This is a genomic window from Psychrobacter piscatorii, from assembly GCF_043641605.1.
GTDB classification, from domain to species: domain Bacteria; phylum Pseudomonadota; class Gammaproteobacteria; order Pseudomonadales; family Moraxellaceae; genus Psychrobacter; species Psychrobacter piscatorii_C.
In genome coordinates this window covers 13,747-36,712 of sequence record NZ_JBHZRK010000014.1, presented here as the reverse complement: position 1 = coordinate 36,712, position 22,966 = coordinate 13,747, and the positions used below count along the sequence as shown (strand labels likewise).

Below are 22,966 nucleotides of genomic sequence, written 5' to 3'. Positions count from 1 at the left end.
GCCAGATTTTGTCCGCTAACACCGAGAATGTCCTATGTATAATGAGAAAATTTTGATTGTTGAAGATGAACCTGCGATTCGTGAAATGGTTGTGATGACGCTAGAAATGGCTGGGTTTGATAGCCTACAAGCGGCTGACGTATCAGAAGCGCATCAGCAAGTGGTCGATCATAGACCGTCATTAATATTATTAGATTGGATGTTGCCCGGAGACAAGAGCGGTGTGGATTTTTGTCGTATGCTCAAAAGCGATGAGATGCTCTCTGAGATACCCGTCATTATGCTAACGGCCAAAAGTGAAGAAGACAGCAAGGTTCACGGCCTCGATGCAGGTGCAGATGATTACATGACCAAGCCTTTTTCGACGCGCGAGCTGATTTCCAGAATCAAAGCGGTCTTGCGCCGTAGTAGTGCGATGAGTAGCGACAAGCCTATCGAAATTGGTCAGTTGAGTCTCGATACCAAAAGCCAGCGCGTGACAGCCGCAGGAAAAGTCATCGAGGTCGGCCCAACAGAATATCGCTTGTTAGCATTTTTTATGAGTCATCCAGAGCGCGCCTACACAAGAACGCAGCTGCTCGATCAGGTTTGGGGCGGTAACGTTTATATCGAAGATCGAACCATTGATGTACATATCAAGCGTCTACGTAAACTATTGCGCCCTTATGATTGTGATACATTGATACAAACGGTGCGCGGTACAGGCTATCGGTTCTCTAGTCTCATTGAGCCGAGCTAATCTTGTATAAGTTGATTTTTTATAACTTGATCTTGTACGAACAATGCCACCATAACAATAAATAAAATAGCAGATAGTGGTAAGGATAAGAAATGAACAAGATAGCGCCAGCAAAAAAGAAAAAAGACCATAACTATAATAATGACCAGCAAGATGCGCCAGCACAAATCGCTAGCCAAAATGCGGCGGAGCAACTGGAGAAAATCAGAAGTGCGCTGCGAGCATTGCGAGATGCGGTCATTTTACTGAACGAAGATGATGGGTTAGAGTGGTGGAATCAGGCAGCGCAGGATCTCTTATCACTGCAGCCAGCTGACAAAGGACAAAGTGTTTTTGACTTTATCACCGTGCCTGAGTTCCGCCAGTACTATCAAAATACTACCCTGCCGAACGATGGTGTCCATATAGAATCGTGGCGCGATCCCAGTCGTTATCTAAAGTGTGAGCTCACGCCTTTTGGTGATGAGAAGCTATTGTTTATTTATGATGTGACCCGCGTACAGCATTTAGAGCAAATGCGCCAAGACTTCGTGGCGAATGTCTCGCACGAGCTACGCACACCACTGACAGTGATGATGGGCTATTTGGAGAACTTCTCTGACCAGCCAGATATGCCGCCGCAGTGGCGTCGCGGTTTTGAGCTGATGACCCAGCAAACAGCCCGTATGAATCGAATCGTAAATGACTTATTACTGCTCTCCAAGATTGAAATCGAAGAGACACATGAGTTTAACGATGTCGATATGACCAAACTCCTCACCAATATCTATGATGATGCGCAGGCATATAACCAAGCGTACAAGCACACCATTCATTTGCACATAGATACCTATGACGGGTTATATGGGTCGGAGGTGTACTTGATCAGCGCCTTGTCCAACCTAGTCATCAATGCGATTAAATATACGCCAAAAGGCGGTAATATTACCATCAGCTGGACGCAGACATCGGATGGGTGCCGATTTGCCGTTGAGGACGATGGGCTTGGTATCGCACCAGAGCATATTGCGCGTTTGACAGAGCGCTTTTATCGTATTGATAAAGGGCGTAGTCGTGCCACAGGTGGTACAGGATTAGGTTTGGCTATCGTGAAGCACGTTTTGCATCAGCACGAGGCGCAGTTACAGATTGACTCAGTAGAGGGAGAGGGGTCGACATTTAGCGTGGTGTTTCCAGCCGCGTATGTGAGGTCGGCTGCGACAAATTAGTACAGGCCTTGCCCCATATTGTTTAGACTCACCATGCGCATTTATTTAGCATGAGTAATTTAGTATACTTACTCTTTTTGCAAAAGCGGGTAAGGGTTGACAGCACTGCCATTGATATAAATACCGTAATGCACATGTGGCGGTGTCCCTTTTGCATTACAGCTATCACCCACATAACCGATAATATCGCCTTGATTGACCCAATCATTGGGCGCAATATCGGCATAGTCTTCTAAATGCGCGTAATAATGACCAGCACCGCCAGGCCCCACCACGACGACCACGCGCCCACCCAAGTTATTCTCACCAACCTTACTCACAATTCCCTGCGTGGTCGATTGTATCGGCGTGCCACGTTCTGCAAAGATATCGATGCCTTCATGTGAGCGCCCTTGACTGCGTGCCGCACCCCAAGTGTCTGTCAGGTTTTTCTCTGGCAGTGGACTGGGGAGACTGTTTTCTGTGGGCAGCTCTTGCTGCAATAGACTCAGCTGTTGCCACTTGGCGACCACAAATGATTGGGTCTGCTCGCTAATGCTGGGTAGCAGCTTATCAAAGACAAATAAGAATCCTATCAATACAACCGCTTTAATCAGTACGCCGAGTACACGACTGACAAAAGAAGGCCTCGGTGGTTGGCTTTTTCCATCTGCTAGCATTGATGTCTCTTATCTGTTTTATATTGTATGAGCTAATATTATAAAAGCCCTATCGGTTAAGGTATGTATAGCATTGTTATCTATGGCTTTTATCCCCATAAATACAGGTGTGGTTAAATATAAGCACAACAAATATAACTTTATCTACTTAACGCTTCGGTTGAGCGATGATGGTGCTATGAATGGTTAACTTTTTATGAATGATGCTTTGAACACCGCTGACATTACAGATACGGCTACTACTGTTGAAACGGCCCTTGTCATCGATACTGAAACCGATCAAGGCCGTGATCCGAGGCCGATTCAAGTGGCGACTATCAACGTGGCAACTGGATTTGAGTGGATGAAGTACTTCAATAGCGGCCGCTCTATATCACCTGTCGTCATCAAGGTGCATGGCATTACTGATGCTGATGTGGCTGGTCTTGAGCGTTTTGAGTTGGATCAGTTTGAGCAACCAGAGTATTTGATTGGTCATAATGTACGTTTTGATTGGCGAGTGATTGGCAGTCCTTCTGCTAAGCTGATTTGTACCGTGAGACTCGCGCGTGCTGCCTTTCCAGAGTGGCATGCTTATGGTCAGTCTAAGTGTATCGAGCAATTATTGGGTAAGGGTGAGGCGAGTGCAATGACGATTGCCGCTCATGATGCGCTAGGGGATGCACGGATGTGTTATCTACTTTATCAAGCCTGCTGCGAGCGTTTAGAGATTGCGCCGACCGACTTTGTAGCGGCACATGCTATCTCAAATAAAGCGACGCCTGTGAGCAAGATGCCATTTGGCAAGCATAAGGGTAAGCCAATCAAAGAAGTGCCTATCAACTATGTCAAATGGATGATAGGCAATATTCATAATATGCAGCCGTCACTGTATTCTGCCCTAAAGAAGCGTATAGAAGCAGAAAAAACAAACAATGCTAAGGAATAAAAGCGCATTTACCGACTTTGTGTATTGATACGAATAAATGATATCAGTCGCTATGGCTTCTTATACTGATGGACGAACAACGCTATTCACCTTTACTAAACCAATCTACTGCTATTTGCCAAAGTTCTGGCGCTTTAGCATTGGTTTTACTGCTAAAGTAGCGCATGTGACCGATATGATTTAATCCGAAATCTTCAGGATTTAAAAACCGCTTTTCGACTGGCATGTTCGTAAATACGCGTATCATGTCATCCATGTTTTCGCTATTGGCAATATCATCATCGCTAAAGCCAAGCCACAATGCTGGCATGCTGAGCGCATTGTAAAAATGGGTGTGTATACTTTTACCAAAAGCAGTTTTGATATAGCCTGCGCCATTACACCATTCACGCCATTGACGAGCCACCCCGCGCGGTAGCGGCTCGCCCATGCCAATCTTGTCTGAAGGCGTATAGCCTAGTGTTAAATTGGTGAATGGGATAAACGCATCCATAAATCCCATGGCTTTGAGCTTATAAGGCATACCCATGTTTTTGATACGGCCTGAAGAGCATGCGACATTGAATACGGAAGTAATCGCCTGATAGTTTGGCATCAAACCGATAAGCTGCCCGCCTGCGCTATGACCAACAAGGTGATAAGACGCCTCAGGAAACTCATCTTGCAGCGCATCAAGTACGGCAGGCATATCGTGGCGACCCCAACTTATCAGTGAAGCATCACATTTTGCCAGATTGGTCGAAAGCGACTCACCAATCCCTTCATTATCAAAAGTCAGTACGCCAAAGCCGCTCTCTGCTAAATATAGGGCAAAACTATGGTAAAAATGGCGCTTAATTCCAGTGGCGGGCGCGATCATGATCGCTGTTGTCGTTCCCTCTTTAGGGCGATAGACAGTGGCTGCCAATGCTTGATTGCGATCGGTCATGATACTCAACGAGTACGTGTTGATATTGGTTGCACCATCAGCAATATTAGGACTAATCAAAGGATTGTTAATAATACTTTCTGCATGCTCTGCGGCAGAAGCAGCGTTGTGATTATCCATCGTGATACCTTCATGTTTTTTATGAATAGATAGTGATTATTAAACTGCGATGAGTCACCAATTCCCATCTTCAAAATGTAGTTGTTGCGTAGTGATAAATCGTTGTGACTATGTGGTAGCATTGCTTATGTTAAGATAAATACTAGCGAGACAGGTACTCAAATATGACTTTCAAGTTTTGTATAACTTGGTTGAACTCATTCTATAAATGATGTGCATAACACTATAAATGAAACGTGTGGTATTTGACCTTTACTAATAACAAACACTCAATAAAAAATGATCGATAAATTAAGGAAACTATATGCAAATGAAAATCAACGATGATACTTATGATGTAATTACGAGCAAAGACATCACCAATATAGAAAAAGCCGTGGATAAATCAACACTGACCATGCCGCTAGTGGCCGTATATTGCGGTTCACGCTTGGGCAACAATGATGTGTATGAGCAGGCAGCACGCGAGCTTGGCAGTGCGTTGGCAGATAATGGAATGGGACTGGTATATGGCGGTGCTAGCATTGGTCTCATGGGTGCAGTCGCAGATGAGGTCATCAAAGGCGGCGCTGAAGCCGTGGGCGTCATTCCAACCTTTATGCTCAAGCACGAAATCGCTCATGAGCAGCTGACTCGCTTGCATTTGACCGATACCATGCATACGCGTAAGACAGTCATGGCAGAGTACGCCGATGCTTTTATCACGCTACCGGGCGGGCTGGGCACACTAGAAGAAATTATGGAAATCGCCACATGGCGTCAGCTGTATCAACATGAAAAGCCAATGATTATTCTCAACATCAATGGTTTTTATGACCGTATGATTGAGCATCTAAAATACACTGCTGATCAAGGGTTTATGAAGCAGCAAGATTTAGATCGTTTGGTGGTGTGCAATACCATTAACGAGGCAATCGAGATGCTACAGACCGTTGTGACTATCAATGATAATGTAGACACAGAAAAAATGGCTGGTAGCAACAGCTAAGCTTTGTAAAATCGAGCAATTAAAAGCACTCACATAAAAACGGAGCAGGTAACCAAATATCGGTTGTCTGCTCCTTTTTCTATGGCTAGTGTGATGGCTATCAAAATTTAGAAATAAACCATTTTACTATACACCAGCGGGTGAGAGATCATCCAGTGCTGCTTCACGAATGCTATGATTGACATCTGCCATCGCTATTGGGAATCCACGCTGCTCAGCAAGCACACGTGCAACCTTATCAACAGCCAGACCGTCGTTGTGTGTCAAGTACGACCATTCGTGTGCGTAGCGGCTACGATTCATTGGCGTATCGTTTTGTATCAATCCCAGCGTCGTTAGCTCAGTGACTATCTGATCAGCGGCGATCAAGGTTGAAGATGCTTTGACGTTTTCTGCACGAGCGTAACGTATATTAGAATACAAGCTTACGTCAGCCACTCGCAACGTATCATCTTCTCCAGGAATTTGCTGCCCACCATATAGCGCATTGCCAACAGTGCGTGCACTATTGAATGTCGGTACAAACTCAGCCACGTATTCAATCGCCTGCTGGCTACGTGCTTGTAGCGGCGCTTTATCCCAGCCATCCTCGATATAGTGTACGTACTGCTGTGGTAGTTTGGGCTGAGCGCTGTCTGTGCTAGATGCGACCAGACCGTCATCAAATAAAGTAATGGCTTTACTCATGCCATGTATCTGAAAATACCCACCCGGATAGGGGGTCAACTGTGCCATGCCTTCGGGCGTACCTCGTTGACCATAGACGATAATCTCTGGAATCTGCCCGCCTGCATCGCCCCAATGGGTGACATAAGAGGATTTAAACTCGACCATGCGTGTGACTTCAACACCGACCATGTCATCGATGACACCAGTGCGAAAACCGCAAGCATTGACCAAATAATCGACTTCGATAGATTCAACTTGAGATTCGTTTGCTTGCTGATAGTCAATGCGCCATTTGGTGACATGGTGATCAGCGTTGGTACAGTTTTCACAATCCACAGGGATGACTTTTTGCACTGCGGTGTCAGTAAAGACATGGGCATGGTCATATTCTTCAAGCGCCAACTGCGCAGAAGCCGCCAAGCGAAAGATATTCCAGCCGTACTCTTGTACGACAATCAGTGGAAATTTAACTTTATTTAGGTCTAAGTATTTGGCCACTGGTATCATCCACTCATCAACCGTACTTGGTACCGCAACTTGCTCACGCTCAGACAGCTCAAGCAACTGCTCATGGCTATAAAGCTGATAGTAATCTTCAGGCTCGCCCAATACTTTATTGTTGGCATCCTGCTCGATGAGCTCTTGATAAGCTTCTGTCAAAATATCCAAACGCGGTAGCAAGTCTTCAGGCAGTCCTTCATCGCGTGTCGGCACCGCAAATACAGTAGGACGAACATCGATGGTATAAGGATAGAGACGTAATATATCAATACATTGCTTGAGGAGCGCCACACAATCTTCATCAGGTATCTCGCGGTACAAGTTGCCGCCAGCATGCAAGTGACACATTGGTGGGCCATCAATGAGTGATTTTTTCTTCTCAAACAAGTAAGTCTCAAGCCCTAGTGCGGCAAGGCGAATAGCAATCGTTGACCCTGCGGTACCGCCGCCCAAAATACCGACGCGTTTAGTAGGACGTTTGATTGGCGAGTTTTGATGATCTCCATAAGACAGCACCTTAGAAGAATCATCTTGTGTGACAGAATGAGCGTGATTTTTATTAGAAGACTGAGTCATTGTCGTCATTGTATCCTTAGTAGCATTTGCATCAGGCCATGCTCGGTGTAATCGTTAAATGTCTTGTAATTATTGATATGCGTGCGAAGGCCGCTAAGTTCAATATTTATTTATAAGCCACAATAGAGGTGTTTTCCATTGTGTAGTAATACTTCATTTCTATAAGTTCATTTTACGAAGAACTACAGACAATATGATGGCAAATACGTAAGTAGATGCATGAGTTTTGTCAACGAGGTAAGGTGGTCTTGGTCAGTTCTTAATAGACAGTTTTAAGTGCAACATCTGGAGAAGGGCAATAAGGTCAGTTTTCTGTAGCCAAAAAGGCTTGTGTTTAATCGTTTTGTAAAATTCAGCCACTTTTGTAAGTTTGTATATTGATGGCCATCATCGCTAAAAACTGTGTGCTATATTTATTTCGCTCAAGTGAGGTTAAAGCTCTGTTTTTATCACTTTCACATCAAAAAATAAAAACGGCTTATAAAATTTATTATTAAAATTATCAAAATGACAAGGAAGTTGCTATGAAAAATATCATGATGTTATCTGCACTAACTGGCGTATTAGCATTGACGGGTTGTACAACGTTGAAAAGCGTCGTTGGAAATGACATGTCAGGCACGCACGAAGTCCAAGCGACCAATAAAAACACTGCCCCTGTCGCTAGCAAAAATGGTGTGTTGGTTGATGCAACCAATTACATGACGCTTTATACTTATGACAAAGATTCAATGAATAAGTCAGATTGCGGCGCAGCATGTCAAGTTGTATGGCCAATCTTCCAAGCACCAAGCAATGCTAAAGCTTCTGGCCAGTTTGCGGCGTTCAAGCGTGAAGATGGTAAGTATCAATGGGCAATGAATGGTAAGCCATTATACTTCTATGCCAATGATACAAAAATGGGCGACAAAGATGGTGATGACAAATTTGACGTTTGGCATGTTATCCCAACCAAATAGTATCTTATAACAATATTGTTGGACAAAAAAAGCAGCCTTTTTATAGAGGCTGCTTTTTTATTTATTCAGACTTGTAGTATTGTTTGTATTTCAACGCATACTTATATGAAAGCTCAAAGGATGCTCAGAATTAATCATAAATCCTATAAACCTAAAGCCATATTGTAAATACAGCGTCTGCTACAACATATTCACTAAGGGTTCTGCTTGACCCACTTCTAACACTTCTTCAGTAGATTCTTTTCTGTATAACGGAAAGAAATCAGAGCGCAAGTCACTGTCACTGAACCAGATACCCGCTACTAAATTTGCATATTTTTCCGTATTGACGATAAGCCTGTAAGTCTTAAATAGCAGCTCTTGTGAGCTAAATCCTTTTTTGTACTCATACAAAGAATCTAAGTTTGATCCGACCCCGCCGCCAAGGTGTAGCACTTTATAGTTGTTGTTTCGACCCCAGTCTCGAGCGACATGAGTAATAAGTTTTGATGGTTGCATATGAATATATTCATTGAGCGTACCTCCAAGATGAAACTGCATAATGCCGGATTCTTTACATATCGTGTATATAGAGGAGCCGATCGCTTTATTATCTTGATAAGCGGTTATCAGTAGTATCCTTTCTTGAAGATGCTTAAGCAAATTGAAAAAATAATCATCATCAAAAAAGTAATAGTCGCTCGCTTTGACGTGTCGCATCGTTTCTTTATATATGCTCGAAAACATCATAGTATTTTGTTTGGTTAAATATTCCGTTTTTGTCACGACATCCATTTTTAGGGCTTTTTTTATCCCTCTGCGATGACGATTCTGAGTTTCATTCCAATGATCTTCTTCAGATTTTCTCAAATCAGACATCAAAGTCAACCCATGAGTCAGCGCCTTGCCGACGGTAGGAATCCACCCTTTATTAATGATTGGGTGTAGCCGCATGAATAGAGAAACGCAGCCTTTTTTAAAAAGAAACGCCTTGATCTCATCGAGTATGAGGTCTACTTCGGCATCAGTTAACGTTTTATCCATCAAAGGGCCACCATAACCATAAGTCGAAGTGGCGTCCCAATATATTGAGTCGATGTCTCTAATTATGAGAGGTAATAATACCTCTTTATTTTTATAGTGAGCAATGACACCTTGGGGTTTGCCTTTATCGACAATCGCTGAGGCGTGAATCCAACCAGATAAGTGATATATGTCAAAATGATGTTCCGATACTTTCTTATCCCAATTATTATCTATCGCTATGAAATCCACTTTTACTGTATTCACGTTGCTACTCCCTCAGTATCTCGTTATATATTCGTAAATCCGTATATACGAATATATCAATAAAGTTCAAGGGTCACAAGCATGAAGCAGTCTTTTGTGTAATTTAATGAATATATTAAAGAATAATAAGACAAGATTTTAACACTAAAAAAAGCAGCCCTGTTATGGAGGCTGCTTTTTTGTTGTTGCTAATAAAGGTGACTAATAGCGAATGACGTCTATTTTGACTTTTTCTCTACTAGTTCGCCGTCTATCTGAATAGGTACATTGGTGGTAACACCTTGCGAGTACGCATCCATGCCATAAGCTGTACGATCGATATTACCTGTAGCGCGGAAACCAATCACAGGCTCTTTAGTAAGAGGGCTGTTATCGATTTTCTTGAGCGTTAGGTTAAGTGTTAATGGTTTGGTTTGACCGAGTAACGTAAAGTCGCCAGTGACTTTTGCTTGTTGTGGATTGATAAAATTAACCTGAGTGGATTTAAAGCTCATGGTAGGGTACTTCTCAACATTGAAAAACTCGTCGGTTTTTAGATGCTTGTCACGGGCTGCCCAAGCAGTATCAATACTGTCTGTATCAATGACAAAGTTAAGCTGTGTTTGGTTTGGATTTTTTAGGTCAAACTGCACGGTACCGTCGACATCACTAAAGTGACCCATAACCGTAGAAAATCCCATATGCTCAACAGAGAAACCGACACGAGTATGTGAATTATCTAGTTGCCACTGAGTTGGTAGAGCAGCGCTTGCTAAAGTCGTAACAGCAAGTGCTGAGCTGATTAATAGTGCCTTAGTAGTGGTTTTGATGGTAGTGTTTATCATTGAATAGTCCTTATTTAGTATTAGGGAAGTCGTGCTTACCGATGAACAAAGAGTGCGATATTTTTTGTAGAAAACTGACTAGCCATATAGCCTAAAAATGCATAGATAAATGACAGAGCAAGCTAAATCTCGTTAGATTAACTACAGATATCTGTATAATTGATTAATTTAACTAACCAAAATATTGTACTGGGTTAACTCATACATCTCAACACTATTTCCCTCTTAGTGACAACTTATCACATATATCTATCATAACTGTGGCTTGCGTTGGGTGACAAAAAACGTTAAAATCGCTGTTTAATTTTCCCGCTGGGGAAAGGCTAAGTGAGCAGAAGAGTGGTGCTTTGTGCTGGAATAAGCCAGTGACGCAGTTGCCATACTTATAATGTCCTTAGTGCCTCAGTTACGTATGTTTTCGTTTGTTTGAGACATCGCTCATGATGTTGAGGCAAATTGCCATACATACATCGGACCTAGAGATTTTATTATGCGTAAAGATATCCATCCTGATTACCAAGAAGTTTTATTCCATGACACGAACGCTGACGTGTTCTTTTTGACTCGTTCAACGGCTAAGACTAAAGCGACTCGCGAATACGAAGGTAAAGAATACCCATACTACCCACTTGATATCTCAAGTGCGTCGCATCCATTCTATACTGGTGAGCAACGTAAAACCTCTACCGAAGGCCGTGTTGCAAGCTTTAACAAGCGCTTTGGTGCATTTGGTGGCCGTAGCAAGAAAGCTGCTGACGCTGCTGAATAATTTATATCTATGGTGTAAATGTATTTTGCTAAGCAATAAAAAACCGCTGATGATTCAGCGGTTTTTTTGTGTCGATAAATCAATACTTGCGTGTTTTTAGCAATCCGTCTGAGCGGCGGATGAGTCTAACAGTTGGGTCATGTTCTCTACGATTTGCTGTGCCCAATAACCATACATTAGGCTACTCGGATGAAAGCCATCACTGGCGAACATCACGGCAATATCAATAGGCTGACCATTGCCATGCTCTGATATCATGCGCGCAAAGTCAGTTGCCATATAGTTGACACCATCATGAGCAGCACAGACTTGTTGCAATATCTCATCTAATATCGAGGCTTTTGCCCCAACAAAATTATTGAGCGGGGAAGGAATTGCAGGCATTTGCGCCATCGGCGGTAAGCTTAAAAAGATCAGTTCGCGTACGCCAAATTTACGCTGTGCAATATCAATGATATCTTCAATTTGCTGCTGCCATTGATGCACAGAAACGTTGGAGGTCGTATCGTTGACCCCAACGCTCAGCAACATCACATCGATAGGTTGGTCAGGAGTAGGGAGGACATATAATCTGCGCAAAATATCAAAGCTAGTATGACCAGTTGTCGCTTGTAATGACCAATTGAGCTGTGCAAAGTTCGATCGAATAACGGTATTCTGTTCCAGTATCGGAGTCAGCTTACCAACCAGTGCCTCTTGCTGAGTTTGGCTACCCACACCTGCTGCTGCCGAATCACCGACGACCATCAAATTGAGTGTCTCTTGGCTTTTAGATGACAGTCCATCATCTGCTTTTGATAGCTTAACCATACCATGTCTTTCGCCGTTTGGTTCCGGCAAACGCACGGTATCACGCTTGATTTTTCGACCTTGATAGAGGTAGACAGGGGCAAGTAAGACGTCTCTTGCGACCGATGTCAGCTTATTAGTGTCTACCATCCTGCACGTTCCCTGATAGTCGTAAGACTGTCTTCAATTAACAATTTACCATCGACGTAGACATCACGTAATAGATTGTCAGTTGGGTCGCTCATCTCATTTTCTTTTATGGTTGTCAGCTGGCCGCTATCGGATTTTACCAGTGCCAATCGTCCTTTTTTCGAGCGTTTTGAGCGGCTGGTGACAGGATCTTTATAAATATCCTTCCATGCGCCATCGATAGAGATAGCGCTAGATTTCATTGCCCAGCTCATGGTGTCACGGTTGACTTGTTGCAATAGACCACCGCCCATACCAAATGTCACGTTTTCTATGCTAAAGCCTGCTTTGATTATCACGTCAATAATTTTGCTTAAGCTTTGTGAGCTGATGCCATCGCCTTGGATGATTCGCACGTAATCCGGTAGAACTTTATAGCCTTTGCTGTTTACCGTAGTGCCAAACTTCACTGCCAAGCGCTCTAGCGCTTCACGAACGACTTTAGTCGGCTCGCCACTGTCTGGTCGAATGACCAAAGTGCCGCCCATGTTTTTGACGTCATCTTTTAAGGCGTCGCCCCAGATATTGTCGATCGCATTCCATAGGTCGTAGCTGTCAGACACAACTGAAAAAGCTTTATCTTCGCCGCCGAACTGCTCAATCATATTGCGAAAAGCAGCGGTCTCGCCATCACGTCCCCATGCCGTCATCGTACTGTGTTCAGCCGCTGGGATGGAAAACGCAGGCATGTCATCGCCCATCTGATACCAGCGACTGGCCGCAATGAGTGCTGTCATTGAATCAGTACCAGCAAAGTTGACCAAATGGGCCAAGCTACCAAGGGCAACCGTCTCCTGACTCGACGCACCGCGCGCGCCAAAGTCATGTAAGCGAAAAGGCAGCGACTCTGTATTGTCTGCTGACTTTTCTAGCGCTTGACGGATAATCTCTTTGCAATAGCGAGAGACACTAGCGACCGTTGATGGATACCAAATCGCGCGTAATAGCGCTGTTTCGATATAACTTGGTAGCCAATAGAACTCAGGATCAGTGTTGATAACTTGGCAGACCACATTAGATACTGGCACGATGCTGCCTTCAGGCACAGCTTGGATACGCAATGGCAAGTAGCCGTTGTGTTTTTCAATCAAGTGCTCCCAACCAGCACGATTAAAGGTCAAGCCATGCGCTTTAACCACTTTTTCGGCTTCGTCGATATCTTGATACGTGATAGGGGTGCTTAAGTACTCTTTTATAAAGGCTTGTAAGCCGAAGAACACCACATCGTAGTCGCCTTTGCGCGCTTCAATGTAGCTGGACAGATACTCACTGCCACTTGGGTATTGCACCCAATGTGAGGTTTTATAGCTGTCACTATTTAAGATTAAATTGTTTAGATTACTGGTGTACATCACAGAACTCCTCTGCTTTGAGATGCCGCAGCTGCGTTGAAAGAACAGTGGCGGCGGTTGAGTGCCGTCTATCGGCACTGGTATAGAAAGTTAAAAAATACATTGTGTAGATATCAATGAGGGCTGATTTGGCCATGACCTGCTCATCCGTCCAATAACGAAAAACTACAACCCAACCATTTTGGTAATAATTGCATAATGGTCTTCAAACATCATTTTGGCATCAAGCTCTGCCAATGGCAGCCAAAATGCTTTGGTCGCATCATCGCCGCCTTTTACTTTTGGCAACCCTTTTGGGTCGTTTTTTAGCTGAAAATAAAACGCTTGGGTAATAGTACGCCCACGTGCTGAACGATACGGATCGTCAAAGGTATGCTGACTGTGGCAGGAGCCGCGCAGTACGGGCTCAGGGACTTTGAGGCGCGTCTCTTCACGCAGCTCGCGAATACAAGCATCAAATAGTGTCTCTTTTGGATTTAAAAAACCACCCGGTAATGCCCACAATCCGCGTCCTGGCATACTACGGCGCTCGACTAGTAAGATGTGCCCCGACTGTACAATCAACGCATCAGCCGTCATAAAGGTCGGCGGATAGGGGGCAGATTGCCACTGTCTTTTGTATTTATCGATAAAGTCTGCTTCTTCGTGCAGTTGATGATAATCGTCCGTTTTTTTGAATTCATCGAGGACGCTGCGTGTTGACTCAGGCGTACGCTCAGGTGTTGGCGTAGCGCCCATCAGATAGCTGTCGCGAATAGGCGTGGCTGATAGATTATGATAATTGGGTACTGACACCGATGCCCAGTTAGGGAACAGCGATAAATAATATGATGAGCTGTCTTTTGAGTGACCAATCAAGCCAATATCTGTTTGCAAGTCACCCGTGACCGATTTGACGCCCGCCTGCACATACTGTAGCCAGCGTGTGTCATTGTAGAGCGCATCGTCTAGACCGACGCAATGGATACGAGCGGCGTCTTCTGCTGAGTAAGCGCCCTTAATCATCGCCGCGCGTTCAGCGACGCTAAACGGATTACGTAAGCTGCGCGGTAGATTGGCGGAGCCGATCAGCATAATCACTTCATCAGAGCGTTTGAGCGCTTCGTCAATGACTGCCTTGTGTCCACAATGAAATGGCTGGAAACGCCCGATAAAAACCAAATAACGGTAGTGTGTACTGTTTTTCTTATCGGGGTTTTGCTTATCTGAAGCTTGCTCTGATAATTCACTCATAGACGCCAATTTCCTACAACTTATTTTTATTGATAAAAAATTAATGACGCTAATACTGACACAGCCTGTGACTTTTTGACAAGTAGAAAGATGTTTAGGGGTGTATCCTTAGTAGGCATTATTTGTACTTAGTCTGCTTGATAAATAATGCAGCTGTCTTTATATAGAGGTTAGTTTATCGATAATTATGCCAACCTTATTTAATCCACCGCTGAGGGACGTCATTAAAAAAACCAATGACAACCATTTGCAGCGGTCACGGTTCAATTCACAGTAGCGCGGTCGGAATTACTACTTGATTCAGGTATAATGACTGATATAGACGGATTAAATTTCACGACCATTGCTGTCGGTGCATTACAATAATAAACCTCAAGCACTGATGGCTTGCAAACTGATATAAGCCGTAAAAATTTTGAAAAATTCAAATTCACGACACAATAGCCATAATAGATATTGCGCTTGTGTCACAACGCATAGGAAACATTATGAGTGAGCAAAATCAAGCCGCTGACTATGAGTCAGCATTAGATACTGAGCAAGTTGAAGCAAAAAGCAATATCACCATCACTGAGTCTGCTCAAGGCTATTTGGCAGACTTGTTAGCCAAGCAAGACACTGATGGTATTGGTGTGCGTATCTTCGTTGAGCATCCAGGCACGCCGCGCGCAGAGTGCTGCATGGCCTATAACCAGCCGGGCGAAGAAGACAGCGCTGATTTACGTTTTACTTATGATGACTTTTCGGCCTTTATCGAAGCGGCATCAGTTCCTTATCTAGAAGATGCGGTCATCGATTACAATAAAGATCGTTTTGGTGGTCAGCTGACTTTCCGCGCGCCAAACTCTAAAGTACCCAAAGTGGGTGCTGATGCCAGTGTCGAAGAGCGTATTAACTATGTCTTACAGTCAGAGATTAACCCTGGCTTGGCCGCGCATGGCGGTGACGTACAGTTGCTTGAGCTGATTGATGAAGAAGGTATTGGCCTGACTGCTGTCTTAAAATTTGGCGGTGGTTGCCAAGGCTGTTCAGCCGTCGATATGACACTGCGTCAAGGCGTTGAAGTACAGCTTAAGCAGCAAATACCAGAGCTGACGCAAGTGGTTGATGATACCGATCATACTCGCACAGAGAATGCTTATTATAAATAAATGCAAAAAACAGATAAAAGTAAAATAGCAGTTATAAAAACGCTTATGCATGTTTGTCATTAAGCGATCAGTATTTTGCTATTCTTTTAATAAAAAAGCTGAGTTATGATGAACTCAGCTTTTTTTATTGCTATGATTTAGCAGACAGGTTTTTGAGATGGCTTTTAAGCACGAACTCTTGAATCAGTAATTTTTGATCAATACATTTGATCCATACAAAGGAATGTACGATGAGTGATGAACAAGCAGCCCAAGAAATAAAGAACCACCAGCGTCTTGAGACCTTGGCGATTCATGCTGGTTATAGTGTTGAACCAACGACCAAAGCAGTCGCCGTACCTATCTACCATACCAGCTCCTATGCGTTTGATAACACTCAGCATGGTGCTGATCTGTTTGATCTAAAGGTCGCGGGCAATATCTATACGCGTATTATGAATCCGACCAATGCGGTGCTAGAAGAGCGCGTTGCCGCGCTTGAAGGCGGTATCGGAGCACTTGCGGTCGCCTCTGGTATGGCTGCTATCACTTATGCGATCCAGACCATTTGTGAAGCAGGTGATAATATTGTCGCCGTATCAACGCTATATGGTGGTACTTACAATTTGTTTGCGCATGCATTGCCGCGTCAAGGAATTGAGGTGCGTTTCTTTGATCACAAAAACCCAGAAGCGATTCGTGATTTAATCGATGACAAGACCAAAATGGTATTTGCTGAGAGTATCGGTAACCCACTAGGCAATATCGTAGATATTCAGGCGCTCAGTAATATCGCTCACGAATATGGCGTACCCGTAGTAATTGACAATACCGTGGCCACACCTGCGCTATGCCGTCCGTTTGAGTTTGGTGCGGACATTGTGGTGCATTCATTGACCAAGTATATGAGCGGCACGGGGACGTCGATTGGCGGTGCGATTGTTGATAGCGGTACGTTTGCTTGGGGCGATTATCCTGAGCGTTTCCCATTACTGAACACGCCAGATGCCAGTTATCATGGGGTGAACTTTGTCAAAGACGTGGGCGCGCCTGCCTTCATCGCCCGTGCTCGCGTCGCACCGCTACGCAATACGGGTGCGGCGCTTAGTCCGCTTAATGCGTTTAGTATTCTACAAGGGGTGCAGACGCTGAGCCTACGGATGGAGCGTCATGTACAAAACGCACAAGCCGTTGCAGAATACTTGCGTGACCATGATAAGGTCGCTTGGGTAAAATATGCAGGCCTGTCTGACCATCCTGAGCATGAGCTTGCCAAAAAATATATGAAAGGTACACCTTCTGCTATTTTGACCTTTGGGGTAAAAGGCGGTCTGGAAGCAGGGTCACGCTTTATCGATGCGCTACAATTGATTACGCGCTTGGTGAATATCGGTGATGCCAAGTCACTGGCCTGTCATCCTGCCTCGACAACGCATCGTCAGTTAAATGGGCAAGAGCTTGAGCAAGCTGGCGTTAGTGAAGATATGGTACGTTTATCTATTGGTATCGAGCATATTGAAGATATCAAAGCCGATCTTGCGCAAGCATTAGCTACTGCTTAATATAAAAGCATGCTCATTTAGGAAAATTATTTGAGTGATTATAATCCATAAACAAAAAAGCCCATATCAACTCGATATGGGCTTTTTATTTGCGTCAAATATAAGTATTCAGCATTTAAGCAGATAGGACACGCTGAGCGATATCTCGGTAATCCTGCGAGGCAAGACGTGGTCCAAACTGTTGGATGACTTGTGACGATATTTCGCTGGCAAGACGTCCACACTCTGGCAAGCTATAATGCTGCGATAGCGCATATAAGAAGGCACCCGCGTAGTTATCACCTGCACCATTGGTATCGATGACACTGGTTACTGCTGGCGTTGCCACGTCGTAAACTTCAATCTCCGACTCGTCATCAGGCTTGTGGGCAATGACCGCGCCGTTGGCACCATCAGTGACGACCGCTGTTTGGCAATGCTCAAGCAGGGCACGGGCAGCGGCTTTGACTTGTTTTTTATCGGTGAATAGCTTTGCTTCTTCGCTATTACAGAATATCACAGCGACTTTATTGCCGAGCATATTAAGTAGGCCGTCTTTGGCAAATTTTACTACAGCAGGATCCGCAAAACTCACGGCGATTTTTGCATTATGAATACCGGCTTGCTGACGCAGTTGCGTCATTGCTGGTTGGATGCTTTCAGACATGGCCAAATAGCCTTCTAAATATAGCCAGTCTGCTTGCGTCAACGCGTCAAAATCAACATTGTCAGCTGCGATTTCGCTTGAGGTGCCAAGATAGGTCTGCATGGTACGCTCGCCATCTTCGGTGATAGCGACCACGCAGGAGCCGGTCACACCGCCTTCATGGATAGATTTGTCTGAGGTTGCGACGCCTGCTTCGTGCAAGTCTCTGAGGTAAAACGCCCCTTGATCGTCATCACCGACGCGGCAAGCATAAAACGGCTTACCGCCAAGGCTAGCAAAGGTAAACATCGTATTGGCTGCTGAGCCACCGCCGGCTTGTTTTGATGGCTCAATCTCAGCCAACTTAAAGTAAGCCAGTAGTTGCTGCTGCTCCTCAAACTCTGCTAGTGTCATATTACCCTTGGTCAGATCGGTCTCTTCTAGCGCAGCATCTGATAGCACATATTCGTGATCAACCAACGCATTACCTATCGCCATTACATCGTACATTGTTTACCTCTCTTCAATTAATTTATAAACGGTTATCTTTCTTATTGTTAAAAACTAGTCAGCTTGTAACTCTAGTAAACGCTGATAAAGTGCATTCTTTTTTACACCAGTGATATCAGAGGCCAGTGCGGCTGCTTTTTTGACCGATAAGTCCTCTAGCAAACGCTGTAGCAATTTATCATGAGTACTGATGTCGTCAGTATCCTTTGCCACACCGGCGCCAGCGACGACCACGACGATCTCACCACGTTGCTGATTGTCATCTGCTTTGACAAACTCGACCAACTCGCCAAGGGTGCTTTTATGTACGGTTTCAAACGTTTTGGTCAATTCACGACAAAAAGTCACTGCACGGTCTGCGCCAAATATCGTCGCCATATCTTCTAGGCTAGCTACGATGCGATGCGGCGCTTCATAAAATATCAGGGTTTCGGTACGTGCGATCAAATCGTTCAGTTGTTTTTGACGGCCGTGAGTTTTGGCTGGCAAGAACCCAATAAAGCTAAATCGATCTGATGGCAACCCCGCCACTGACAATGCGCCAATGGCAGCAGAAGCCCCAACGATAGGTGATACGGTCACGCCTGCCTCGTGTGCGGCTTGTACCAATTGATAACCTGGGTCACTGACCAGTGGCGTACCAGCGTCACTAATCAAAGCAACCGAATGACCTTGCTCAATCATTTCAATGATTTTAGGCGTTTGAATAGCGCTATTGTGTTCATGATAGGCCCATAGCTTGTTATGGCCTTTTTGCTTCGTTGTGGTCTCATCATCTTCTACACTACTTGTGGCATGATGGGTCTCTGAGCTTTTTGCCTCATCCGTTTTGCTGCCTTTGGTATCAATACCAAAATGCGACAACAGCTTACCTGAAGTGCGAGTGTCTTCACAGGCAATGATTGCGACCTGCTTTAAGACATCAATCGCGTGTGGCGTCATGTCGGTCAAGTTGCCAATTGGCGTGGCAACGATATAGAGACAAGCTGGCATCGCAGTAGGGGTAGACATGAAAACCTCGGGTTATTAACAATAATAGTGCGCTATTATATCCAGTCGTTATCTATGATTTTTCAGTCAAATAGTGAGTGAATAAATCAATAGATTTGGAGAGCATAACGCGCAGAAGTGGCTAGTTTAGCATGTTGTGCTATGATAATTCTCAAATGTTAAGCAGACGAATTAACCTTATGGCGAATCACAAACCCTTGATCTTAACCTCACCGAAACAACGCCAAGGTAGTCAGTTTGAACAGCAGGCATGTGAGTATTTACAAGCACAAGGGTTGCGGTTGGTGGCGCAAAACTGGCAACAGCCAAAAATAGGCGAGCTAGATCTGGTCATGATGGAAGCAGGACCTGCATGGTCAACGCTAGTATTTATCGAAGTTCGTCAACGCAAGCGGTCGGTTTATGGCGATGCAGCACTCAGCGTGACGACAAGCAAGCAACGCAAAGTGATTAAAGCAGCGCAGTATTTTTTGCATCAGCATCCTGAGTACGCTCGTCATGACTGCCGCTTTGATGTCATTGCTTATAATACGGTGGGTAAGCTCAGCTCAAAAGAGAATCCGTTGAACGATGAGCCGGAATGGCTTAAAGGCGCCTTTGTAGCCAGTGCATGGTAGTAAATATATAACGTCAATACTGGTTGACTCGCGCGCCTGACTGAATCTAGCGCGCAATACTCGTTACCAAAAACCTAACCGCTGCTGGCCAAAATTAAGTAAAGTAGCTGTTAACGAAATTTGTCTTATCACTGCTAGATGAAAATTGACTCAATTCATTGAATTTATAACACCGTCACCACCATGCTCTAAGAGGTAAACAATGACACGGATGCATTTGCGCACTGCTATTTTTGGTTCATCACGCTGTATTACGACGAGCATTATGCTTGCTGCTTGTGTGGTCAGTACAGGCTGTGCCACCAACTATCTGACCAACAGTACAGAAGGAACTTACGGTGTGCCAATGACTGAGCGCACCATTCCGCAGCGTCTACTAGATCGTAGTATCGAGCATACTGCCAAAATCAACGTGTATGGGCTAAAAGAAGATTTGCAGCAGACCAGCCGTATGGGTATCGATAGCTTCAATAGCGAAGTGCTGCTCACAGGGGAAGTACCGTCTGAAGCGCTCAAAGCAGAAGTAGAAAAGGTCGTCAGCTCTATGCCAGATGTGCGCCGCGTCTACAACGAGATGGAAGTGAGTGCCTCAAAAGGCTATAGCTCAACTGTTCATGATGGTTATATCACCTCAAAACTATTGGCAAAAATAGCCGCCAGCGATGGCGTCAAAACCTCACAAATCAAAGCAGTCACCAACAATGGCGTGGTCTATATTATGGGTCGCATGACACCCACCCAACAAAGCAACCTGATTGATGTTGCGAACAGCACTGTTGGGGTGACCGAGCTGGTACTGCTGACGACCGTTGTCGATGATAGAGGTGTAAAGATAAACGATGATGATATTATGTATGAGAACAATCTAGCCAATCAGGCGGTCGCACCAACTGTCCAAGATACCGCTGTCAGTACCGCAACGCCGATAGTGATCACGGAAGAAGAGGACACTACGGCGCAACCATCATCAAGCCCATATATCGACCTTTATCAAAATCAGTAAAACTACTGAGTCTGCCAAGCTGAGTCTACTAAGCGATGACTGATGATAAATAAGAGCCTATATAATGGCTACTTAGCCATATGTGATACCAGTCACATCATATGATGCTAGTAGCCTTCTTTGATATTAATCACAATAAGCCTAAATAGATATAACAGTAAAAGCACGAGAAATCCTCAGCCAGTGAGTACTATATCAATAGTGAAAAGTAGTAGAAGCAGCATATTGGTCACTTATATTTTCAAGTGAAATTATATCTGTTTTCAAGTGAAAGTATATCCTTGACCAATTAACGAAACAGCATAGCTGCTATAACGCTACTCATTATTGATTAATAAATATAATAGGATACTGGCAATGAAGGATTCAAAAAACCGTATACAACAGAGTGAAGACATTAACAGATACAGCAAATCCTCTGGTAAAAAAGTACGCACGCTGAGATTCACAGGCGCTGCGGTGCTGGCATTAGGTAGTATTGCGCTCGCGACGCAAAGTGCACAGGCATTATCACCACTCGCTATCGTCAATGGTATTACTTCTAGTGGCGGTGTAGGGGTGAGTAAAGACATCTTATACGGTGATGAGCCTTTGCAAGATTTGGATATTTACTATCCAAAGCCCTTGGCACAGGCAATGAAAGCCCAAAGCGCTATCAATAGCAACTACCCTATGGTGGTATTTGTTCATGGCGGCTCATGGGAGAGTGGTAATAAAGAGCAGTATGCTTTTGTCGGTCAAAGCTTAGCGCAGGCAGGCTATGTCACCGCAGTGATTAATTATCGCAAAGCACCTGAGCACGTCTATCCCGATTATGTCGAAGATGCCGCGCAAGCGATTGCTTGGAGTATTGAGAATGCGACCAGCTTGCATGCTGATCCATCACGTGTCGCTGTCATGGGACACTCTGCTGGCGCGTTCAATGCCGTTGCCGCAGTATCAAACGAAGACTTTTTGGCGCCTTATGGTATCAAGCCAACAGACGTTGCAACCGTGATTGGTATTGCAGGGCCTTATAGCTACGACTTTCGTAAATTCGATAGTGCGACAGCCTTTGCTCCAGATGCGACGCCTGATCAAGTGATGCCCGATCGTCAGATTAAGGGTGCACAGCCACCGTACTTGTTATTAACAGCAGAAAAAGACAAAGTCGTACATCCGACAAACGCAATCAAAATGACAGAAGCGTTTAAAAAGGCAGGCGTCACCGTTGAGACTGGTGAGATTGAAGGCGCGAGCCACGCAACCAGCATTGGAGCAATGGCACCGCCGTTACGCTGGGTCAATGACGTACGCGCGCAAGTATTAACGTACTTGGATAAAACGCTTAAATAGCTTATCCGTGTCCGTATGAGTGGCTGAGAGTGCTTGATGTTTCATATTGTCTCAGTCCTCAAATACACTTGGGTAAGACAGTACTGTAAGATATGCAAACTCTTGTTATAATGTCATCACTTTAAATCTATACCCTATTCTAAACTTTAAGGCAGACTATTCTATGAGCATGAACGCTGACGATTTGATCGCATTTTTACAGACTCACTTCCCAGACGCTTTTATCCAAGCTGCAAATCAAGGTAATAAGTTTGATGTGCGCGTGGTTGATGCAAGCTTTGAAGGTAAACGAGCCGTTCAACGTCAGCAAGCCATCTATGCGCTAGTCAATGATAAGATTGCGAGTGGCGATATTCATGCCCTCAATATTCAAGCGCTAACGCCTGCTGAATGGGACGCTCAATCAAAAGGCTAATTAAATAGCTCTCTACACGACCAGACAATATAGAATTCGTCATACCAATAGATGAATT

General features: G+C 44.4%; 22 protein-coding genes. 12 read left to right on the top strand and 10 right to left on the bottom strand.

What is annotated here, in order from left to right:
- Positions 1-34 precede the first annotated feature (34 nt).
- A complete protein-coding gene (gene phoB, locus ACHUET_RS12140) occupies positions 35-739 on the top strand; it encodes a phosphate regulon transcriptional regulator PhoB (protein WP_058025125.1) in 705 nt (234 codons plus the stop codon).
- A 92-nt stretch (positions 740-831) separates the two neighbouring features.
- Positions 832-1,947, top strand: coding sequence for a phosphate regulon sensor histidine kinase PhoR (gene phoR, locus ACHUET_RS12135; protein WP_394213127.1), 1,116 nt, complete (start codon positions 832-834; stop codon positions 1,945-1,947).
- A gap of 68 nt (positions 1,948-2,015) precedes the next feature.
- On the opposite strand, the gene ACHUET_RS12130 is transcribed toward phoR, so the two are convergent.
- Positions 2,016-2,606: a M23 family metallopeptidase gene (locus ACHUET_RS12130; RefSeq protein WP_394213125.1), complete on the bottom strand. Its 591-nt coding sequence runs from the start codon at positions 2,604-2,606 to the stop codon at positions 2,016-2,018.
- A 196-nt stretch (positions 2,607-2,802) separates the two neighbouring features.
- On the opposite strand from ACHUET_RS12130, the gene ACHUET_RS12125 reads away from it, so the two are divergent.
- Entirely contained in the window at positions 2,803-3,534 is a 732-nt protein-coding gene (locus tag ACHUET_RS12125) for a putative quorum-sensing-regulated virulence factor (RefSeq protein WP_394213123.1), read from the top strand.
- 82 nt (positions 3,535-3,616) lie between these two features.
- On the opposite strand, the gene ACHUET_RS12120 is transcribed toward ACHUET_RS12125, so the two are convergent.
- On the bottom strand, positions 3,617-4,582 hold the full coding sequence (locus tag ACHUET_RS12120; RefSeq protein ID WP_394213122.1) for an alpha/beta hydrolase family protein: 966 nt from the start codon (positions 4,580-4,582) through the stop codon (positions 3,617-3,619).
- 304 nt (positions 4,583-4,886) lie between these two features.
- On the opposite strand from ACHUET_RS12120, the gene ACHUET_RS12115 reads away from it, so the two are divergent.
- Positions 4,887-5,570 carry an LOG family protein gene (locus ACHUET_RS12115; RefSeq protein WP_394213120.1) on the top strand — a complete coding sequence of 228 codons (684 nt, stop codon included), beginning with the start codon at positions 4,887-4,889 and terminating at the stop codon, positions 5,568-5,570.
- 126 nt (positions 5,571-5,696) lie between these two features.
- On the opposite strand, the gene ACHUET_RS12110 is transcribed toward ACHUET_RS12115, so the two are convergent.
- The gene (locus tag ACHUET_RS12110) at positions 5,697-7,325 is read right to left on the bottom strand and encodes an FAD-dependent oxidoreductase (RefSeq protein WP_394213118.1); all 1,629 of its coding nucleotides are present in this window, start codon (positions 7,323-7,325) and stop codon (positions 5,697-5,699) included.
- Between the two features lie 515 nt (positions 7,326-7,840).
- On the opposite strand from ACHUET_RS12110, the gene ACHUET_RS12105 reads away from it, so the two are divergent.
- Positions 7,841-8,275, top strand: coding sequence for a COG4315 family predicted lipoprotein (locus ACHUET_RS12105; protein ID WP_201599949.1), 435 nt, complete (start codon positions 7,841-7,843; stop codon positions 8,273-8,275).
- A 180-nt stretch (positions 8,276-8,455) separates the two neighbouring features.
- Here the strand turns inward: ACHUET_RS12105 and ACHUET_RS12100 are convergent, their stop codons facing one another.
- The gene (locus ACHUET_RS12100; protein ID WP_394213117.1) at positions 8,456-9,544 is read right to left on the bottom strand and encodes a hypothetical protein; all 1,089 of its coding nucleotides are present in this window, start codon (positions 9,542-9,544) and stop codon (positions 8,456-8,458) included.
- 218 nt (positions 9,545-9,762) lie between these two features.
- On the bottom strand, positions 9,763-10,368 hold the full coding sequence (locus ACHUET_RS12095) for a YceI family protein (protein ID WP_394213115.1): 606 nt from the start codon (positions 10,366-10,368) through the stop codon (positions 9,763-9,765).
- 490 nt (positions 10,369-10,858) lie between these two features.
- On the opposite strand from ACHUET_RS12095, the gene ACHUET_RS12090 reads away from it, so the two are divergent.
- Complete coding sequence (locus tag ACHUET_RS12090) at positions 10,859-11,137, top strand: type B 50S ribosomal protein L31 (protein ID WP_075107333.1); 279 nt, start codon at positions 10,859-10,861, stop codon at positions 11,135-11,137.
- 96 nt (positions 11,138-11,233) lie between these two features.
- Here ACHUET_RS12090 and ACHUET_RS12085 read toward each other — a convergent pair whose 3' ends face one another.
- From ACHUET_RS12085 to ACHUET_RS12075, 3 genes are all read right to left on the bottom strand, one after another.
- Positions 11,234-12,076: an SGNH/GDSL hydrolase family protein gene (locus tag ACHUET_RS12085; protein WP_394213113.1), complete on the bottom strand. Its 843-nt coding sequence runs from the start codon at positions 12,074-12,076 to the stop codon at positions 11,234-11,236.
- A complete protein-coding gene (locus ACHUET_RS12080; RefSeq protein ID WP_394213111.1) occupies positions 12,070-13,467 on the bottom strand; it encodes a nicotinate phosphoribosyltransferase in 1,398 nt (465 codons plus the stop codon). The genes ACHUET_RS12085 and ACHUET_RS12080 overlap by 7 nt, the downstream gene beginning before the upstream one ends.
- Positions 13,468-13,632: 165 nt before the next feature.
- On the bottom strand, positions 13,633-14,700 hold the full coding sequence (locus ACHUET_RS12075) for a bifunctional nicotinamide-nucleotide adenylyltransferase/Nudix hydroxylase (protein ID WP_394213109.1): 1,068 nt from the start codon (positions 14,698-14,700) through the stop codon (positions 13,633-13,635).
- Between the two features lie 488 nt (positions 14,701-15,188).
- Here ACHUET_RS12075 and nfuA point away from each other — a divergent pair, with 488 nt between their 5' ends.
- Positions 15,189-15,851, top strand: a complete 663-nt coding sequence (gene nfuA, locus ACHUET_RS12070; RefSeq protein ID WP_394213108.1) for a Fe-S biogenesis protein NfuA — start codon at positions 15,189-15,191, stop codon at positions 15,849-15,851.
- 230 nt (positions 15,852-16,081) lie between these two features.
- Entirely contained in the window at positions 16,082-17,392 is a 1,311-nt protein-coding gene (locus ACHUET_RS12065) for an O-acetylhomoserine aminocarboxypropyltransferase/cysteine synthase family protein (protein WP_394213106.1), read from the top strand.
- Between the two features lie 115 nt (positions 17,393-17,507).
- Here ACHUET_RS12065 and ACHUET_RS12060 read toward each other — a convergent pair whose 3' ends face one another.
- Together ACHUET_RS12060 and rsmI are read right to left on the bottom strand one after the other, a co-directional pair.
- Entirely contained in the window at positions 17,508-18,527 is a 1,020-nt protein-coding gene (locus ACHUET_RS12060; RefSeq protein WP_394213105.1) for an adenosine kinase, read from the bottom strand.
- 54 nt (positions 18,528-18,581) lie between these two features.
- Positions 18,582-19,538 (bottom strand): 16S rRNA (cytidine(1402)-2'-O)-methyltransferase, encoded by a 957-nt coding sequence (gene rsmI, locus ACHUET_RS12055; RefSeq protein ID WP_394213103.1) that lies wholly within the window; start codon positions 19,536-19,538, stop codon positions 18,582-18,584.
- A 131-nt stretch (positions 19,539-19,669) separates the two neighbouring features.
- Here rsmI and ACHUET_RS12050 point away from each other — a divergent pair, with 131 nt between their 5' ends.
- The 4 genes from ACHUET_RS12050 to ACHUET_RS12035 all read left to right on the top strand — a co-directional run bounded on the left by ACHUET_RS12050 (position 19,670) and on the right by ACHUET_RS12035 (position 22,908).
- Positions 19,670-20,155 (top strand): YraN family protein, encoded by a 486-nt coding sequence (locus ACHUET_RS12050; protein WP_394213101.1) that lies wholly within the window; start codon positions 19,670-19,672, stop codon positions 20,153-20,155.
- A 202-nt stretch (positions 20,156-20,357) separates the two neighbouring features.
- On the top strand, positions 20,358-21,158 hold the full coding sequence (locus ACHUET_RS12045) for a BON domain-containing protein (protein WP_394213099.1): 801 nt from the start codon (positions 20,358-20,360) through the stop codon (positions 21,156-21,158).
- Between the two features lie 357 nt (positions 21,159-21,515).
- Positions 21,516-22,493: an alpha/beta hydrolase gene (locus tag ACHUET_RS12040; RefSeq protein ID WP_394213098.1), complete on the top strand. Its 978-nt coding sequence runs from the start codon at positions 21,516-21,518 to the stop codon at positions 22,491-22,493.
- A 169-nt stretch (positions 22,494-22,662) separates the two neighbouring features.
- Entirely contained in the window at positions 22,663-22,908 is a 246-nt protein-coding gene (locus ACHUET_RS12035; protein ID WP_178379289.1) for a BolA family protein, read from the top strand.
- Positions 22,909-22,966 lie beyond the last annotated feature (58 nt).

Bases quoted from the DNA above. Each gene is read 5' to 3' on its own strand.
- nfuA (WP_394213108.1), top strand. From the start codon at position 15,189: ATGAGTGAGCAAAATCAAGCCGCTGACTATGAGTCAGCATTAGATACT.
- phoR (WP_394213127.1), top strand. From the start codon at position 832: ATGAACAAGATAGCGCCAGCAAAAAAGAAAAAAGACCATAACTATAAT.
- ACHUET_RS12085 (WP_394213113.1), bottom strand. From the start codon at position 12,076: ATGGTAGACACTAATAAGCTGACATCGGTCGCAAGAGACGTCTTACTT.
- ACHUET_RS12115 (WP_394213120.1), top strand. From the start codon at position 4,887: ATGCAAATGAAAATCAACGATGATACTTATGATGTAATTACGAGCAAA.
- ACHUET_RS12065 (WP_394213106.1), top strand. From the start codon at position 16,082: ATGAGTGATGAACAAGCAGCCCAAGAAATAAAGAACCACCAGCGTCTT.
- ACHUET_RS12075 (WP_394213109.1), bottom strand. From the start codon at position 14,700: ATGAGTGAATTATCAGAGCAAGCTTCAGATAAGCAAAACCCCGATAAG.
- ACHUET_RS12090 (WP_075107333.1), top strand. From the start codon at position 10,859: ATGCGTAAAGATATCCATCCTGATTACCAAGAAGTTTTATTCCATGAC.
- ACHUET_RS12130 (WP_394213125.1), bottom strand. From the start codon at position 2,606: ATGCTAGCAGATGGAAAAAGCCAACCACCGAGGCCTTCTTTTGTCAGT.
- ACHUET_RS12045 (WP_394213099.1), top strand. From the start codon at position 20,358: ATGACACGGATGCATTTGCGCACTGCTATTTTTGGTTCATCACGCTGT.
- phoB (WP_058025125.1), top strand. From the start codon at position 35: ATGTATAATGAGAAAATTTTGATTGTTGAAGATGAACCTGCGATTCGT.
- ACHUET_RS12095 (WP_394213115.1), bottom strand. From the start codon at position 10,368: ATGATAAACACTACCATCAAAACCACTACTAAGGCACTATTAATCAGC.
- ACHUET_RS12040 (WP_394213098.1), top strand. From the start codon at position 21,516: ATGAAGGATTCAAAAAACCGTATACAACAGAGTGAAGACATTAACAGA.
- ACHUET_RS12080 (WP_394213111.1), bottom strand. From the start codon at position 13,467: ATGTACACCAGTAATCTAAACAATTTAATCTTAAATAGTGACAGCTAT.
- rsmI (WP_394213103.1), bottom strand. From the start codon at position 19,538: ATGTCTACCCCTACTGCGATGCCAGCTTGTCTCTATATCGTTGCCACG.
- ACHUET_RS12125 (WP_394213123.1), top strand. From the start codon at position 2,803: ATGAATGATGCTTTGAACACCGCTGACATTACAGATACGGCTACTACT.
- ACHUET_RS12050 (WP_394213101.1), top strand. From the start codon at position 19,670: ATGTTGTGCTATGATAATTCTCAAATGTTAAGCAGACGAATTAACCTT.
- ACHUET_RS12105 (WP_201599949.1), top strand. From the start codon at position 7,841: ATGAAAAATATCATGATGTTATCTGCACTAACTGGCGTATTAGCATTG.
- ACHUET_RS12060 (WP_394213105.1), bottom strand. From the start codon at position 18,527: ATGTACGATGTAATGGCGATAGGTAATGCGTTGGTTGATCACGAATAT.
- ACHUET_RS12120 (WP_394213122.1), bottom strand. From the start codon at position 4,582: ATGGATAATCACAACGCTGCTTCTGCCGCAGAGCATGCAGAAAGTATT.
- ACHUET_RS12035 (WP_178379289.1), top strand. From the start codon at position 22,663: ATGAACGCTGACGATTTGATCGCATTTTTACAGACTCACTTCCCAGAC.
- ACHUET_RS12110 (WP_394213118.1), bottom strand. From the start codon at position 7,325: ATGACGACAATGACTCAGTCTTCTAATAAAAATCACGCTCATTCTGTC.